This is a genomic window from Pseudoalteromonas sp. NZS11_1, assembly GCF_015864275.1.
Lineage (GTDB): Bacteria > Pseudomonadota > Gammaproteobacteria > Enterobacterales > Alteromonadaceae > Pseudoalteromonas > Pseudoalteromonas arctica.
The window spans coordinates 21,221-37,333 of sequence record NZ_JADYXK010000009.1 but is presented as its reverse complement, the minus strand read 5'-3'; the positions used below and the strand labels follow the sequence as shown (position 1 = coordinate 37,333).

Below are 16,113 nucleotides of genomic sequence, written 5' to 3'. Positions count from 1 at the left end.
AATGAAAGACCAAATTATTAAAATTAATGAAATTGAACTAGCAAACAACAAACCGTTTGTATTGTTTGGTGGTATTAACGTATTAGAATCTCGTGATTTAGCAATGCGTGTTGCAGAGCATTACGTAGAAGTTACGACGAAACTCAATATTCCTTATGTATTTAAAGCGTCGTTTGATAAGGCTAACCGCTCTTCAATCAATTCTTACCGCGGTCCGGGTATGGAAGAAGGTTTAAAAATATTTGAAGAGATTAAAAAGACCTTCAACATACCGCTTATTACCGATGTACACGAACCGCATCAAGCAGCACCTGTTGCTGAAGTTGTTGATGTAATTCAGTTACCAGCCTTTTTAGCACGTCAAACAGATTTAGTTGTGGCGATGGCTAAAACAGGTGCAATTATTAACGTGAAAAAACCACAGTTTTTAGCGCCGCATGAAATGCGCCACATCATTACTAAATTTAATGAAGCGGGTAATAATAACATCGCACTTTGTGAGCGTGGTTCTAGCTTTGGTTACAACAACCTAGTGGTTGATATGCTGGGTATGGATGACATGAAAGCAATGGCGCCTGTTATTTTTGATGCAACACATGCGCTACAACGCCCTGGTGGACGAGCTGACTCTGCTGATGGTCGTCGTGCACAAGCTGCAGAGCTTGCACGCAGCGGTATGGCGCTAGGTATTGCAGGTTTATTTATTGAGGCGCATCCAAACCCTAATGAAGCTAAATGTGATGGCCCATGTGCGCTAGCGCTTAGTAAGTTAGAAGGGTACTTAACGCAAATGAAAGCGGTTGATGATTTAATTAAAAGCTTTGCCCCACTTGATACAAGTGCAAGCGATTTATAATTAAACATGATGTTTATTAAAAAGCGACTCAGGTCGCTTTTTTTATGCCTTTAATATACACAAACTTATATGATGTATATAATCTCACGCATAAGAAAAACTAATTCTAAGCTTGGTTATTATGTCAAGACGGGTACCTCCATTAAACGCATTAAAAGCCTTTGAAGCGGCTGCGCGTCATTTAAGTTTTACTAAGGCTGCAGAAGAGCTCTATGTAACGCAGGCGGCAGTAAGTCATCAAATAAAAACACTTGAAGAGCATTTAGGTTTAAAGTTGTTTTTACGTAAAAACCGCTCATTATTATTAACTGAAGAAGGCCAAGGCTATTTTTTAGATATAAAAGAGATTTTTACTCAGCTTATTGATGCAACTGAAAAGCTATTAGCCCGTGGTGCTAAGGGCTCATTAACAGTTAGTCTAACACCAAGTTTTGCTATTCAGTGGTTAGTGCCTCGTTTGAGTTTGTTTAATGAGTTACACCCAGAGATAGACGTGCGAATAAAAGCACAAGATCAAGATGAAAACTCACTGACTGATGACGTAGATATTGCTATTTACTATGGAAGAGGTCATTGGAATGGCGTACAAGCGTACAAACTTCATACCGAGTATTTAGTACCACTTTGTAGTCCTATGTTATTAAGCGGATTAAAGCCGCTTGATCAACCTAGTGATTTAGCGCATCACACCTTATTGCATGACACCACACGTAAAAACTGGAAAACGTGGATGAAAACTGCAGGCGTGCGTAACATTCAGGTAAATCAAGGACCTATATTTAGTCACTCATCAATGGTGTTACAAGCTGCAGTACATGGGCAAGGTGTGGCAATTGGTAATAGTGTATTAGCTAAACCCGACATAGATGCAGGGCGTTTGGTTATTCCGTTTAATCACAGTCTAGAAAGTAAAAATGCATATTACTTAGTGCTTCGCGAATCGCAAACAGAGCTTGGTAAAATAGTTTCGTTTAAAGAGTGGATGCTGAGCTTAGTAGAGCATGAGCAAGAACATGAGTATTAATAATGATTGAATGGTTTAAAAGCACCGCACAACCTGCAATTGCACAGTTTATATTTGCGCATGGTGCAGGTGCCGGTAGCGATTCTGACTTTATGCAACATATGGCAAAATTAATAAGCGAGCAAGGTGTTGATGTTGGTTTATTTGATTTTGAATATATGCAAATTGCTAAACAAACTAATAAACGTAGGCCTCCTGAGCGAGCGCCAAAGCTACTTACTTATTATGAGCAAGTGCTTGGTCAGGCGCAGCCAGATTTACCGTTATTTATAGGCGGCAAATCGATGGGCGGACGCATGGCATCAATGCTTGCGTGTAGCACAGAGCAAAGACTTTCGGGTGTTATTGCATTTGGTTATCCATTTCATCCGCCGGGTAAGCCAGAAAAGTTACGCACCGATCATTTTGCTGATATTGTTTGCCCTTTTTTAGTATTACAGGGTGAGCGAGATACATTTGGTACACGTGAAGAACTGCTTACTATGGAAATGCCAAAACAGCCTTTACTCACATGGCTGACTGATGGCGATCATTCATTAAAACCACGTAAAAAAAGTGGCGTAACTGAACTGCAAAATAGAGAAACAGCAGCGTTAAGTGCCGTTGAATTTATTAAGCAACAAGTAGAGATGTGTTAAGACTCGATTAGGGGATTAGATGATTAAATTATTTTTAATGACCGGCAGTATTTTTTGTATGCTCTCGGTTATGTTAGGTGCATTTGCTGCCCATGGTTTAAAAAGCCGTTTATCGGAGTATTCATTAGGGGTTTTTAAAACAGCTGCTGAGTATCAAATGGTGCATGGCCTTGCACTTATTGCGGTGGCTATTTTAATTAAATGGGGCATAAACCTGAGTTGGGCTGGTGGCTTTTTTATAACGGGCACACTACTTTTTAGTGGCAGTTTATATTTACTCGCTCTAACAGATATGAAGTGGCTAGGGCCGATAACACCGCTTGGTGGATTGTGCTTTATTATTGGTTGGATTGTTATTTTAGTGCAAGTCGCACGATTTAAGTTTTAAAGAGTTTAAGGGTTAATATGTCTAGTGTTGTGATTTATTGTCGTAGTGGTTTTGAAAGCGATGCCGCTGCTGAAATAACGTTTCATGCTGCAGAGCAGGGTTTTGCAGGGTATGTAAAAGCAAAGCCAAATACAGGTTATGTTGTTTACGAATGTTTTGAAGCGCATCACAGCGACGAAATAATCAAAAAAGTCGATTTTAAAAATATGGTGTTTGCACGCCAATGGTTTGCCGGTACATTACTTGAAAACATGCCAGTAGAGGACCGTGTAAGTGCAGTAGTTGAAGCTGCTAAAGATTTTACATTGTGCTCAGAACTGCGCGTAGAAACGCCAGATACAAATGAAGGCAAAGAGCTTTTAACGTTCTGTAAAAAAATATCAACGCCGCTTAAAAAAGCCCTCGAAAAACAAAATACAGTACTGCGTGAGCCAAAAGCAAACCGCCCAGTAATGCATGTCATGTTTTTAACAAACAATACGGCTTATGTTGGTTACTCGTATAGCTTTAATAATTCTCCATTTTTCATGGGTATTTTACGCCTTCGTATGCCAAGCGATGCACCGAGTCGTTCAACGTTAAAACTCGACGAAGCGTTTAATGTATTTATTCCTGAGCAACAACGTGAATCACGCGTGGCAGCAGGTATGCGCAGTGTTGATTTAGGTGCATGCCCGGGTGGTTGGACTTATCAGCTCGTACGCCGTGGTATGTTTGTAAGTGCGATTGATAACGGCCCAATGAATGACGATTTAATGCAAACGGGTCAAGTTAAACATTTTAGAGCAGATGGTTTTAAATATCGCCCAGAAAAAAGAAATATTACTTGGTTAGTGTGCGATATGGTGGAAAAACCAACCAAAGTGACTACGCTAATGATTGACTGGGCAGTAAATGCATACGCAAAAGAGTTTATATTTAACTTAAAACTACCTATGAAAAAACGCTTTGATAGTGTTTATGAATGTCTTTCGATGATAAGAAAAGAGCTTGAGAAACATAGCATTAATTACGAGTTACAAGCTAAACATCTCTATCATGATCGTGAGGAAATAACCGTTCATTTAAACGTTACTAAGGTGCCACAAAATTTGTATAGTTAATATGTAGAGGCTAAAAGTGGTAAAAAACAATATTAATAAATGGCTAAGTTTACTTTTTTTATCACTTTTAATCACAGGTTGTGGCGGCGGCGGAGAAGGTAGTGATTCAACTACGCCCTCTGGTAACGCTGCGCCCAGTGTTACGCTCTCTGTTAGTAGTAACGTTATTGTCTCTAACCAATCGTTTACTATTACTGCGCTTGCAAGTGATAGTGACGGGCAAATAGCCAATTATCAATGGCAACAACTTAGTGGTCCTGAATTTACATTTATTGTTAATGGCAATACGCTTACAGCCACTGCACCGAGTGTAACCACTGACACGACCTTTAGTTTTTCAGTTACTGTTACTGATAATTCAGGTGCTACTGCACAACAAGTATTTTCAGGCACTATCACTTCTCAAAATAATGCACCTACAGTTAATATTACAGGCCCAAGTAGTGCACTTGCTAACACACAAGTAAGCTTAGTTGCTAACGCTCAAGATACAGATGGAACCATAAGCACTATTAGTTGGATTCAGTCTGCGGGAGATAATGTTGATTTTAGCCAGTCAGATGGTGTACTTAGTTTTACTGCCCCCAATGTATCTGAAAATACAACGCTAGGCTTTAGCGTAACCGTAACAGATAATGCCGGTAAAAGCGCTCAAGCGAGTAAAACGGTTTTAATTAATCAAGTAAATAGCGCGCCAACAGTCATTGTTACAGGCCCAGAAGAAGCTGAAAAAGATGACAGTGTAACCCTAGTTGCAGATGCACAAGACAGCGATGGTAGTATTAATAACATAACCTGGCAGCAAACAAGTGGCCCTGTAGTTGAATTTACCCAAACAGAAACAAGTATTAGCTTTAATGCGCCCACTGTTGCGCAAAATACCAATGTAACGTTTGTAGTAACTGTTACCGATGACGATAACGCTACAAATAGCGCCCAGAAAATAGTTGTAATATTAGCCCCAAATAATCCACCGGCTGCCGATGATGTAAATATAAATGTGCAATATAACCAAGCCACGGAATTTAGTTTAGTGGTTAGCGACGCTGATAACGATAGCGTACAGATTGACTTTGGTGATGATTTAAATGGAGCGCAAATCAGTGTTATTGATGCCCAAGCCTTACGTTTTAGTTACACACCTCCTGCAAACAGTATCACTCCACAAAGCTATACGTTAACGGCGACTGATACAAAAGACACAACCGAATTTGTACTGAGTGTTACCGTTGTTGATTCAACGCCCGCTACAATTAGTAATGTAACGCCCCAAAATAGTAATGAACCAGTCTTTGTAGATAGCCCTGTTAGCATTACATTTTCAGATATTATGCTCGTGAGTACTTTAGCCGTTAACTCTAGTAGTGGTACTTGTACTGGAAGCGTACAAGTGTCAGCAGATAATTTTACTACTTGCTTGGCCTTAACTATTGAAAGTTTGTCGGGTACTACCAGCGACACAAGTACTTATTTTCATACTGTAAATTTAAGCGCAAGCTTTGATGAAGACACTCAATATATTGTTCGTGTTACAGCTGATTTAGCTAATTTTGATAGCACAACTATTTTGGCGCAAACTGCCACCTCATTTACAACTTCTAGCCAAGATATAAAAATAACAGAGCTTTCATCTGTGCAATTTAGTAATGACTTACCTTGGATTGAACTTTATAACGGCACCGGTGCGACAGTAAATTTACAAGACTACTCTCTTAAAGCTCGCAGTATTAATATGTCTGATAGTACGTTGAGTGATGAGCAAGTATTTGCGTTGCCTAATAAAGAGCTTTTAAATGGCGCCTATATTATTTTACAAAGCCGCTTTGGCGATGATTTTTTAGCAAGTGCGTCATTAAATAACACTAAGCTTGTGCTTGTTGGTAGCGCGAATGATCAAATTAGGCCTTATTGGTACATAAATGGTTTTGCAGAATTACTTAATAGTGCGGGTACACAAACTATCGACTTTGTTAAGTTTGGAAATTCAACCCAAGAGGCTGTAACAGCCTCGCAGTGGCAAGGCGAAAATGCTGCACAAATACTGCCAGAGCAGGGCGCCAGCTTAAAGCGTACGCTCAGCGCAACCGATACTAACCAAAATACAGACTGGAACTACTCAGTATTCAATACTCCGGCAGGGCCTAACGATATATCTTGCTCAATAGATGATGATGAAGACGGTATTCCAGATTGCGCAGAGGTAGAGGGGGCAACATTTGGTGGGCTGCCTTTATATGAATGGGGAGCGCGTACTTCACAAAAAGATATATTTATTGAAATAGATTATATGGATAGTAGTGATGTTGGAATAACGCCTCATCGAACTGCACTTGAAAAAATTGTTAGTGTATTTGCAAGTAAAGGCTATACCGTTCATTTTGATGTAGGTGACTTATTTGATCAAAATAGCGATATTGCGCCGCAAAACTTTGATTTAGGTGGCGGAAATGTTGTCCCTTTTAATAGTTATACTCCGTTTGAGTACGATTTAAGTAGCCCTAATTTGTTTGCTTATAAAATGGAATATACCGATATAACCCGCAGACCCATCTTTCATTACTTATTAATGGCAAGTAGTGGAAATGAAGATGGCAGTATTAGTGGGTCGGGTATTGCTGAGATCAGCGGTAATGATTTAATGGTAACTATGGGCGGCTGGGGCTTAACGCTCGATACGCAAATAGCAACCAATGTAACTTATAATTATCAAGCATCAACTATCTTTCATGAGCTAGGCCATAACTTAGGCTTATACCATGGTGGCGATGAAGAGGTTAACTTTAAGCCTAATCATTTAAGCTCTATGAATTATTTATATCAATTAGCGGGTTTATCAACAATAGGTAATAACGAAGGCGATCGTTATTATGAGCGTTTTTATCCCGGCAATGCTAGCTGCGATATTACACCAAATACTAATAGTCATTTAGGCTCTACAGATGATTTTATTATTGATTATTCAAGTGGTAGTTCAGCAGATTTAAATGAGAGCACAATACTTGAAGCACAGGGGCTAAATCGAAATGGCTCACTACCTGTTGATTTTAACTGTAATGCAATTAACACCGAAAGCCTAACCAGCTTTGATACTAACCAAGATAATACAATATCAATACTTAGTGATGTAGATGAGTGGAGCATGCTTAATTTGCAGTTTTATATGCAAAGTGCAGGTAATCGATTTGGCGTGCCAAATACTAATAATAGTAAGGTGTATAATTTACAAAGCTCACCTACTAATATTGAAACGCTGCCCAGTTATATAAAAGAAGCGCAGCCAAGTAGTGCAATTATTGCTGAGTTAAAAGCAATTAAAGAGCATTAATATGAAACTAGGGTTAAGTATTAAGTTTATTGTTTGTAGTAGTTTTTTAAGCTTACTAATAGCGTGTAGCGATACTAACAATGCACGTGAATGGTTACTAAAAAATGACAATTTATATTACAAAAATATAGCTATTGACTGGCGAGTTGAATCAGTAAAGGGCTGTAAGACATGCGTTATAAACCAAGATGTTGTTTATCAGCCTGAAGGCATTAGTAGTTATAATACGTTAATGCAGAGTCAAAATTGGGTGGCGGTACATGAGTTAAGTAAAATCAATGTTATCCGTTTAAAGATGCCAGACCAAACACCTTACTTATTCGTAGAGCGTATAAAAGGGCGAACACTAAAGCTGTTTGATCAGCAGCAAAACTACAGTATAAAAATTGGTGAAGTTACAGCCGTTAATTTTAACAATCAGCGCTTTAGTATTTTGATTAAAAAATTTGAAGAAGTAGATAAACAAAGTGTCGCATTACCAAGGCGTGCATCGCTTGAGTTTATTGCTTTAAAAATAGATTAAAAAAGCACCTTAGGTGCTTTTTTATCTCGGGTGCCGTGACCTTTGAATATTGAAAAATCAGCAACCTCTTAATTAACTACGGTATTTTGGTCGATAATTATCGACCCACAAACGTGTTGCACCACACACAGCTACAGGCATAACTATTAAGTTTACAAAGGGTATAGCCGTTAATAACATAACAGCAAAACCAAACCCGTATGATAAACCTTGCTTAGATTTTAAATCGTCTTTCATCTGCTTAAAGCCAATTTTATGGTTATCAAACGCATAGTCTTCATACTGCACCGCGTACATCCAACAGGTAAACAAAACCCATAGTATTTGTCCAATGACAGGTAAAACCCAAAGTAGTATGAAAAAACCAATAGCGCGAGGAAGGTAATAGCACAACTTCGTCCACTCACGGGCAAGCATTCTAGGTACATCTTTAACTAATTCGGAAAAACCATCATCGTTAATTTTTTGACCCGTTAAATAAAGCTCAACTTTTTCGCTTAATAAAGCATTGAATGGGGCTGCAATAAAATTAGTGATTATAGTAAATAGCATACTGTAGCTAAATAATACGACTAATACAGCAATTGGCCACATTAGCCACTCAAGCCAGCTTAACCATTCTGGTAGCATGTTACTGATGTAGCTAAAGCTATCACTTAGCCATCCAAATAAGAAAAACAACGAACTACCAAATAGCAGAACATTAATTAAAAGCGGGATAAGTACAAAGCGCTTTAACCCTTTTTGACTAATTAATTTAAATCCCGAAAAAAAATATTCCATACCTTGTGTGATCTGCACTGTAACCTCAAAAAATATTTACCATTAGTTATAGTATAAATAGCTTAATAATTTTGAACAGTAATTTTAAGTAACAAAGTGTTAGCTTTAATGTTGCGGTTTTGGTTATATAGTAATTACAGGTGTTTAGTAATATGCAATTATGATTAATCAATGTAGACCCGGTTAGTTTTTTATTAATAAAAGAATGAACTTACTAATCATGACTATACTGAACTTTACTACGTAGAAAAAAAGCATCTACCAGAGGCTTTTTGTTGTATCAATATGTATAAATAATGCGAGCAAGTGAAAATGGGTACGGATAGGTTAAAAAAGTTATTATCTCACCAGCAAGGCATTTTATCTAAAATTGCATTAGGGGTACCTTTAAATGAGGTGCTTACTGAAATTTGTTTATCAATAGAGCAGATTATTAATGATGAATCTGCTAGGTGTTCCATTTTATCAGTTAAAGGCGATCAGCTTTTTCATTGCGCAGCCCCTAATATTCACCCAGAGTACTGTAGTTTGCTTAATGGAGTTCACATAGGACCAAAAGTAGGTTCATGTGGTACTGCAGCATTTTCGAGATCGCGCACAATTGTAGAAAATATTGAAACCTCACCGCTTTGGGAGGACTTTAAAGATTTAGCGCTAAAGTTTGATCTTAAGTCATGTTGGTCAACACCTATTTTTTCAACTCAAGCTGATTTGTTAGGCACCTTTGCTATTTATCACAGCACCCCTAAAGCCCCATCAGAGCAAGATTTAGAATTAATAGATTTTTTTGTACACTTTTCAAGTATTGCTCTTGAGAAAAGTAACGAATTTGAGAAGGCAAAACAGCTTGTCTTTAATTTACAGCACAGTAATGAAAAATTTAAAGCCTTCACCAAAGTAATGCCTGATCTCATCCTCATTTTAAGTGAGGATGGCACATATACCGATGTTTATGGTACCTCTAATGAGTTACTGCTTGATTCGACCACGGATCTTATTGGCGAAAATGTTAAAGACCTACTTCCTCAAAAAGATGCGAAGATGATAATGGATGTCATCGAAACAACACTCTCGACTAACGAGATGCAAATATTTGAATATGAATTAAATGTTCCCAAAGGGGGCATAGTTTTTGAGGGACGAGCTGCCGCTCTAGATCATTACAATCCCAGTAGTCCTACAAAAAGACATGTAGTGTGGATGGCCAGAGATATTTCAATAAAGAAAAAGGCTGAGCAAGAAGTTCATAAACTCGCCTTTTACGATCCATTAACTAATCTTCCAAATAGAAGGATGCTTAGCGACAAATTAAGCCGATGTGTAGAGAGTGTTAAGCGTAATAAAAATATAGGGGCATTATTATTTTTAGACCTAGATAACTTTAAGCGTATTAATGACTCGTTAGGGCACAGTGCGGGTGATGAAGTACTTGTAGAGTTATCAAAAAGGTTAAGCGCAATAATAAAAGGCTCAGATACACTGGCCAGAGCGGGTGGTGATGAATTTATTATTTTGCTTAAACACATAGGGCAAAATACAAAGCAGGCAATTCTAGAATGTAAAGCCGTCGCTAAAGAAATTCAAAGAGCTTTTCATGATAAGTTTGAAGTGGGCAACCTTGCATTTCAAGTAAGCTGTAGCATCGGTATTTGCCTAATTGATAGCGTAAACGCACAGGCTGACAATATATTAAAATTTGCAGATACTGCTATGTATTGTTCTAAAAATAAAGGGGGTAATAGCAGCAGCTTTTACGACCCAGCCTTGCAAACACTACTTGAAAAGCAAACAGAGCTAGAAACCGACATAGTGAGAGCAATTGCGTCTAATGAGTTTTGTGCTTACTTTCAGCCACAAGTTAATACGCAGGGTGATGTTGTTGGTGCTGAAGCACTTATTAGGTGGAACCATCCTCAAAGAGGGCTGATAACAGCAAACGAATTTATACCTATTGCAGAGCAATACGGACTTATTCAAAAACTACAAAATATTGTTTTGCATGATATATGTATTTTAATTAATGAGCTTAAAGCAAGCGCTATCATTGACGACTCGTTTAGTGTTTCAATTAATATTAGTCAAAGTCAGTTCAATTCATCAAATTTAAAAGGTGAGCTGTTCAACACTATCAATGAATTTGATATTCGAGCATCACAAATTAAGTTAGAAATAACCGAGTCAATGCTCTCTAGTGATATAGATTATACAATTAGGCAAATGAAAGAGCTCATTGCGGCTGGCTTTTTATTTTCGATTGACGATTTTGGAACTGGATACTCTTGCTTAGCTTACTTAAGTGCGTTTCCTGTTAAAGAATTAAAAATAGATAAAAGCTTTATTGATAAAATTTTAGATAATGAGATTGGCTTTAATATCGCGCAAACAATTATCAGTTTAGGAAAAAGCTTAAACTTAGTGGTCGTTGCAGAAGGCGTAGAAACAACAGAGCAGTATGACTTACTTAAAAAAATGAATATTGACACTATGCAAGGCTACTTAGTTGCAAAGCCGATGGATAAAGAACGTTATTTAAAATGGCATAGTGCTAATAGCAATCCGCAATAATACTTAATCAATTAGAGGGATTAAATCTGGCGGTAACTGTGTTAAAAAATTCTGTCTTGTTATCGACACGATTTTCTTATCTCAAAATAGATCATTTAATTGAGCAAATTGGTACGAAATGCTCTTAGAGCTTAATTACTTAAAGGCCAGTATTTACTAATTGGTAATAACCTAACAAAAACTTCCCATATGCAAGGTCATTTTACTTTTTCTAGCTGCTAAAATTCCTCAAACTATATGCTAAATAAGGACTAAAGATTTTTTGGTTAAACAATGCTAAGCTATGCCCGCTTGAATATATTATTTAAAGCTTAATAAACTTATAACAATGAATGGAAGCTTTATGCAGTTAGTCGATTTGAACCCTAATGATCCCGATGTAGTAAATGTATTTGACGATATAGACCGACTTATAAATTCTTTATACCCTGTTGCTACAGCGCAGTCTCTGGAGTTAAACGAATTAACCTTACCTAATGTGTATGCTATTGGTTTAAAAACTGATGAAGGTATTATTGCCTGTGGTGCGATTGTAGAGAAATTTGATACTCAGCCTTATGGCGAAATAAGACGTTTATATGTAAAACCAAGTCATCGTGGTAAAGGGCTATCAAGACGTATTATGCAGATTTTATTACATCAAGCTGGCGAAAAGCAAATCCCGTTAATACGTTTAGAAACAGGTCCAAAACAAATAAAATCAATCAATTTATATGAAAACTTAGGCTTTAAACGCTGTAGCAGTTTTGGCTCATATGTAGATAATCCACAAAGTGTATTTATGGAGTTAGGGCTTAGCCAATAAGCTTATTAACGCTACGACATGTTAAAGCTTAATGTGTCGTAAATATCTGGCCTCATTATTACCTTGTAATAAAAGTCATACTCAAGCTATTAACTATAAAAGCAGCTTTTATAGTGATGAAAAAAATACTTCACTGTTTTTAACACCTGTCTTCGTATAAAATCTGCCTCGATAATTAGTGACTAACTTACAAAGCGAGAATTTTTATCTTTTCTAAAAGTAGCAATAAACAAATGAGCGAAATAACAGTAGTAACCCACAATGGTAATTTTCATGCAGATGACGTTTTTAGTATTGCGGTACTTAAACATGTTTTGCCAACGTTTAAACTGGTACGTACTCGCGATAAAGCGCTTATAGAAAGTGCCGACTTTGTAATTGATGTAGGTGGCGAATACGATCCTGAAACTAATCGCTTTGATCATCACCAACGCGGTGGTGCAGGCGAGCGAGAAAATGGCATTCCTTTTTCATCATTTGGTTTAGTGTGGAAAAAATACGGCTTAGCGCTGTGTGATGATAACCAAGCCGTGGCTGATAGAGTGGATTCAGGCTTAGTTTCAACCATTGATGCCATTGATTGTGGTCATGTTGAAGGTGTATCAAAGGGAATAAGCTTGAGCCAAACAATCTCAATGTTTAACCCTACGTGGGAAGAAGAGAGTAACTTTGATACCTGTTTTGATGAAGCTGTTGAATTTGCAGCTCGCATGCTCATTCGTTTTATCGCCTCAGCTCACGGTAGTGTAAATGCAAAGGCGATCGTTGCTAAAGCAATCGAAAATGCAGAAGATGCCAGAGTTATAGTGCTTGAAAAATACACACCGTGGAAAAAAACAGTGCATATTTTATCAAGCGATGCGCTATACATGGTTTACCCATCGCATTCTGGGCAATGGATATTACAAACAGTACCCGTTGAGCCTGGCTCGTTTGAAGATAGAAAACCGCTTCCTAAAGCATGGTCAGGTTTATCTGATCAAGCGTTTGTAGATGAAACCGGTATTGATGACGCTGTGTTCTGTCACAATGGCTTATTTATAGCGGGCACTAAGTCGTTTGAAAGCACAATGAAGCTTGCCACTATGGCGCTTAGCGAATAACAACGCAGATTCATAACAAATACTAAGCATAACAATTTATATAGATTGTTATGCTTGTTATCTTAGCGTGGAGCATTATGTTTGAACTAAAAACAATCGCACTTTTTACTATTACAGCCTTAGCAGAAATAGTGGGTTGTTATTTGCCTTACCTTTGGCTTAAGCAAGATAAAAGTATTTTACTTTTAATTCCAGCGGCTTTAAGTTTGGCATTATTTGCATGGTTGCTATCCTTACATCCTACTGCAGCAGGGCGCGTGTATGCAGCTTATGGCGGCGTATATATTTGCGTTGCGCTGTTATGGTTATGGGTTGTTGATGGCGTAAAGCTTACTATGTGGGATATTATTGGTGGTTTAGTTGCACTGCTAGGTATGGCTATAATTATGTTCGCACCAAAAAGTGCATAGCTGGCTCATACTCAATAAATAAAAAGCGCCTATTTATAGGGGGAAACACATATAGGCCCTGCCTTGGCTAAAAACTAAATGCACAGCTGCAATTTCTACCTCCAAAGATAAACACGCCCTAGTGCTATTTAAAGTCCTACCTCGATTATTTTCAAAGTGCCAATAAAATATAACAACTTCAATACGACAGGTAGTACCTAACGCTACATATGCGCCAAGCAACTATTGAAGTTGGTGGATGTTATGCTGAGCGTTTTAGAAGTGCAAATTATATTCAATTTAAAAATATATGGGTATTACTTGGTCACAACACGTTGGCTAAACTGTAAGTAATTTGAGGCGTTGAGAACGCCTTGCTCTAATCCATCAAAAGTAAATTCTATAAACAAAGTAACTCAAGATTAATTTTAGTGAATGAGCTAACTCATTTTTGCTAATAAAATTTATAATGAGTCATTTAAAAACAGCCATTTTTTACAACTTTTCTTATCTTTAACAATCATCAAAGTCCTATTTTATATACGCTGGAGGGCAATGCGTGATTGGTTGTTTTTTTAACATTAAAAATCACTCGTTACGAGTAAAAATACTTGTTGGACTTAGATCTCTATTTTTCTTTTAATGCGCGGCACTAGCCGAGTTGGCACTAATTAATTAAATAAAAGAGAAAGATAAATGAAAGAAACAACATCACTAGAACAAGCTCGTACGAGCTACAATGTTCGTCATTGGAGCCAAGGTTTTTTTGGTATTAATGATCAAGGTGATGTGTATGTTGCGCCCAAGGCTCATGCCCCAGAGCAAACCATTGCATTAACAGATATCGCAAAGCAACTACAAGATAAAGGTTTAAGCTTACCTGCTTTAGTTCGTTTTCCGCAAATTTTACACCATCGTGTACACAGCTTATGCGGCGCATTTAATACTGCGATTGAAAACTATGGTTACCCTAAAGACTACCTATTAGTTTACCCAATAAAAGTAAACCAACAACGTGAAGTGGTTGAGGAAATAGTAGCAAGCCAAGCACAAGTAGAAAAAAAGCAACTTGGTTTAGAAGCAGGCAGCAAGCCTGAACTACTTACAGTATTAGCATTGGCTGAAAAAACCAGCGCCGTTATTGTATGTAATGGCTACAAAGATAAAGAATACGTACGTTTAGCACTTATTGGCGAAAAGCTAGGTCATAAAGTGTATATCGTACTTGAAAAGCTTTCTGAGCTAGACATGGTACTTAGCCAAGCAAAAGAGCTTAACGTAAAACCACGCATTGGTATTCGTGTACGTTTAGCGTCGCAAGGTAAAGGTAAATGGCAAGCGAGTGGCGGCGAAAAATCAAAATTTGGTTTATCTGCATCGCAAGTTTTGCATGTAGTTAATCGTTTAAAAGACGCAAACCAGCTTGATTTACTTCAGCTAGTACATTTTCACTTAGGCTCACAAATGGCGAACATTCGTGACGTACGTTTAGGTGTAAGCGAAGCCGCGCGTTTTTATTGTGAGCTACGTAAACTAGGCGCAGAAATTGATTGCCTTGATGTAGGTGGTGGTTTAGCTGTTGATTACGACGGCACACGTAGCCAGTCGCATAACTCTATGAATTACAGCTTAGCTGAATATGCAAATAACATTGTGTACACCATTGGTGATACATGTAAGCAATATGAGCAACCAATGCCGACTATTATTTCTGAGTCGGGTCGTGCGCTTACAGCGCATCATGCTGTGCTTATTTCTAATGTTATTGGTACTGAAAGCTATACGCCAGAAGAGTTAGTAGCGCCAGCGGCAGATGCACCCCTGTTATTAAAAAACATGTGGGCATCGTTTGTACAATTAACTGATTTAACGGATGACCGTGCATTAATTGAAATTTATCACGACAGCCAAGGTGATTTAGCTGAAGCGCATAACCAATTTGCACTCGGTTTATTAGACTTATCGCAGCGTGCGTGGGCTGAACAAATTAATATTCGTATTTGTTATGAACTTAACAAGCACATGGATAACAAAAACCGTTTTCATCGTCCTATTATTGACGAGTTAAACGTACGTTTAGCCGATAAGTTTTTTGTAAACTTTTCGTTATTTCAATCGCTTCCAGATGCATGGGGCATTGATCAAGTGTTTCCGGTATTGCCATTAAGTGGCTTAACTGAAGCACCAAAAAAACGTGCTGTATTACTTGATATAACCTGTGATTCAGATGGCGCACTTGAGCATTACGTAGATGGACAAGGTATTGAAAGCACATTACCTGTACCAGAATTTAGTGCCGATAAACCTTATTTAATGGGCTTTTTCTTGGTGGGTGCTTATCAAGAAATTTTAGGTGACATGCATAATTTGTTTGGCGATACGCACAGCGCAATTGTTAATATGGATGAGCAAGGCGTTGCAAGTATTACCGAGATAAACCAAGGTGACACTGTTGCCGATATGATGCGCTATGTACATTTAGATGTTGAAAGTTTTCAGCAATCATACGAGCAGTTAGTAAGCACTAAAATTGAAAAACACGAACAGCAAAGCGTTTTAGACGAGTTGCAAAGCGGCCTTGATGGCTACACTTATTTAGAAGAGTTATAAG

General features: G+C 37.9%; 13 protein-coding genes. 12 read left to right on the top strand and 1 reads right to left on the bottom strand.

All coding sequences use genetic code 11. The features are described from left to right. Position 1: 1 nt before the first annotated feature. The 7 genes from kdsA (at position 2) to I6F44_RS08630 (ending at position 7,857) form a co-directional block, all read left to right on the top strand. Entirely contained in the window at positions 2-856 is an 855-nt protein-coding gene (kdsA, locus tag I6F44_RS08660) for a 3-deoxy-8-phosphooctulonate synthase (protein WP_007583968.1), read from the top strand. A 121-nt stretch (positions 857-977) separates the two neighbouring features. Beyond that, on the top strand, positions 978-1,880 hold the full coding sequence (locus I6F44_RS08655; protein WP_002958561.1) for a transcriptional regulator GcvA: 903 nt from the start codon (positions 978-980) through the stop codon (positions 1,878-1,880). A 2-nt stretch (positions 1,881-1,882) separates the two neighbouring features. Beyond that, complete coding sequence (locus I6F44_RS08650; protein WP_165725707.1) at positions 1,883-2,518, top strand: alpha/beta family hydrolase; 636 nt, start codon at positions 1,883-1,885, stop codon at positions 2,516-2,518. A gap of 19 nt (positions 2,519-2,537) precedes the next feature. Next, positions 2,538-2,906: a DUF423 domain-containing protein gene (locus I6F44_RS08645; RefSeq protein WP_024591610.1), complete on the top strand. Its 369-nt coding sequence runs from the start codon at positions 2,538-2,540 to the stop codon at positions 2,904-2,906. Between the two features lie 17 nt (positions 2,907-2,923). Further along, entirely contained in the window at positions 2,924-4,009 is a 1,086-nt protein-coding gene (rlmM, locus tag I6F44_RS08640) for a 23S rRNA (cytidine(2498)-2'-O)-methyltransferase RlmM (RefSeq protein ID WP_007583974.1), read from the top strand. Between the two features lie 16 nt (positions 4,010-4,025). Further along, positions 4,026-7,334: a PKD domain-containing protein gene (locus tag I6F44_RS08635; RefSeq protein WP_197173609.1), complete on the top strand. Its 3,309-nt coding sequence runs from the start codon at positions 4,026-4,028 to the stop codon at positions 7,332-7,334. Between the two features lies 1 nt (position 7,335). Continuing rightward, positions 7,336-7,857, top strand: coding sequence for a hypothetical protein (locus I6F44_RS08630; protein WP_197112243.1), 522 nt, complete (start codon positions 7,336-7,338; stop codon positions 7,855-7,857). Positions 7,858-7,929: 72 nt separating this feature from the next. Here the strand turns inward: I6F44_RS08630 and cysZ are convergent, their stop codons facing one another. Continuing rightward, positions 7,930-8,640: a sulfate transporter CysZ gene (gene cysZ / locus I6F44_RS08625; RefSeq protein WP_010554723.1), complete on the bottom strand. Its 711-nt coding sequence runs from the start codon at positions 8,638-8,640 to the stop codon at positions 7,930-7,932. Positions 8,641-8,952: 312 nt separating this feature from the next. On the opposite strand from cysZ, the gene I6F44_RS08620 reads away from it, so the two are divergent. From I6F44_RS08620 to speA, 5 genes are all read left to right on the top strand, one after another. Next, complete coding sequence (locus I6F44_RS08620) at positions 8,953-11,205, top strand: sensor domain-containing phosphodiesterase (protein WP_007583981.1); 2,253 nt, start codon at positions 8,953-8,955, stop codon at positions 11,203-11,205. Between the two features lie 343 nt (positions 11,206-11,548). Then, a complete protein-coding gene (locus I6F44_RS08615) occupies positions 11,549-12,010 on the top strand; it encodes a GNAT family N-acetyltransferase (protein WP_007583982.1) in 462 nt (153 codons plus the stop codon). 233 nt (positions 12,011-12,243) lie between these two features. Next, entirely contained in the window at positions 12,244-13,113 is an 870-nt protein-coding gene (locus I6F44_RS08610) for an MYG1 family protein (protein ID WP_007583983.1), read from the top strand. Between the two features lie 77 nt (positions 13,114-13,190). Beyond that, positions 13,191-13,523 carry a YnfA family protein gene (locus I6F44_RS08605; RefSeq protein ID WP_007378102.1) on the top strand — a complete coding sequence of 111 codons (333 nt, stop codon included), beginning with the start codon at positions 13,191-13,193 and terminating at the stop codon, positions 13,521-13,523. 675 nt (positions 13,524-14,198) lie between these two features. Further along, positions 14,199-16,112 (top strand): biosynthetic arginine decarboxylase, encoded by a 1,914-nt coding sequence (gene speA, locus I6F44_RS08600; RefSeq protein WP_024593856.1) that lies wholly within the window; start codon positions 14,199-14,201, stop codon positions 16,110-16,112. The last annotated feature ends 1 nt before the right edge of the window (position 16,113 follow it).

Coding starts and splice junctions, on each gene's coding strand:
- kdsA (WP_007583968.1), top strand. CDS start 2: ATGAAAGACCAAATTATTAAAATTAATGAAATTGAACTAGCAAACAAC.
- I6F44_RS08655 (WP_002958561.1), top strand. CDS start 978: ATGTCAAGACGGGTACCTCCATTAAACGCATTAAAAGCCTTTGAAGCG.
- I6F44_RS08650 (WP_165725707.1), top strand. CDS start 1,883: ATGATTGAATGGTTTAAAAGCACCGCACAACCTGCAATTGCACAGTTT.
- I6F44_RS08645 (WP_024591610.1), top strand. CDS start 2,538: ATGATTAAATTATTTTTAATGACCGGCAGTATTTTTTGTATGCTCTCG.
- rlmM (WP_007583974.1), top strand. CDS start 2,924: ATGTCTAGTGTTGTGATTTATTGTCGTAGTGGTTTTGAAAGCGATGCC.
- I6F44_RS08630 (WP_197112243.1), top strand. CDS start 7,336: ATGAAACTAGGGTTAAGTATTAAGTTTATTGTTTGTAGTAGTTTTTTA.
- cysZ (WP_010554723.1), bottom strand. CDS start 8,640: ATGGAATATTTTTTTTCGGGATTTAAATTAATTAGTCAAAAAGGGTTA.
- I6F44_RS08620 (WP_007583981.1), top strand. CDS start 8,953: ATGGGTACGGATAGGTTAAAAAAGTTATTATCTCACCAGCAAGGCATT.
- I6F44_RS08615 (WP_007583982.1), top strand. CDS start 11,549: ATGCAGTTAGTCGATTTGAACCCTAATGATCCCGATGTAGTAAATGTA.
- I6F44_RS08610 (WP_007583983.1), top strand. CDS start 12,244: ATGAGCGAAATAACAGTAGTAACCCACAATGGTAATTTTCATGCAGAT.
- I6F44_RS08605 (WP_007378102.1), top strand. CDS start 13,191: ATGTTTGAACTAAAAACAATCGCACTTTTTACTATTACAGCCTTAGCA.
- speA (WP_024593856.1), top strand. CDS start 14,199: ATGAAAGAAACAACATCACTAGAACAAGCTCGTACGAGCTACAATGTT.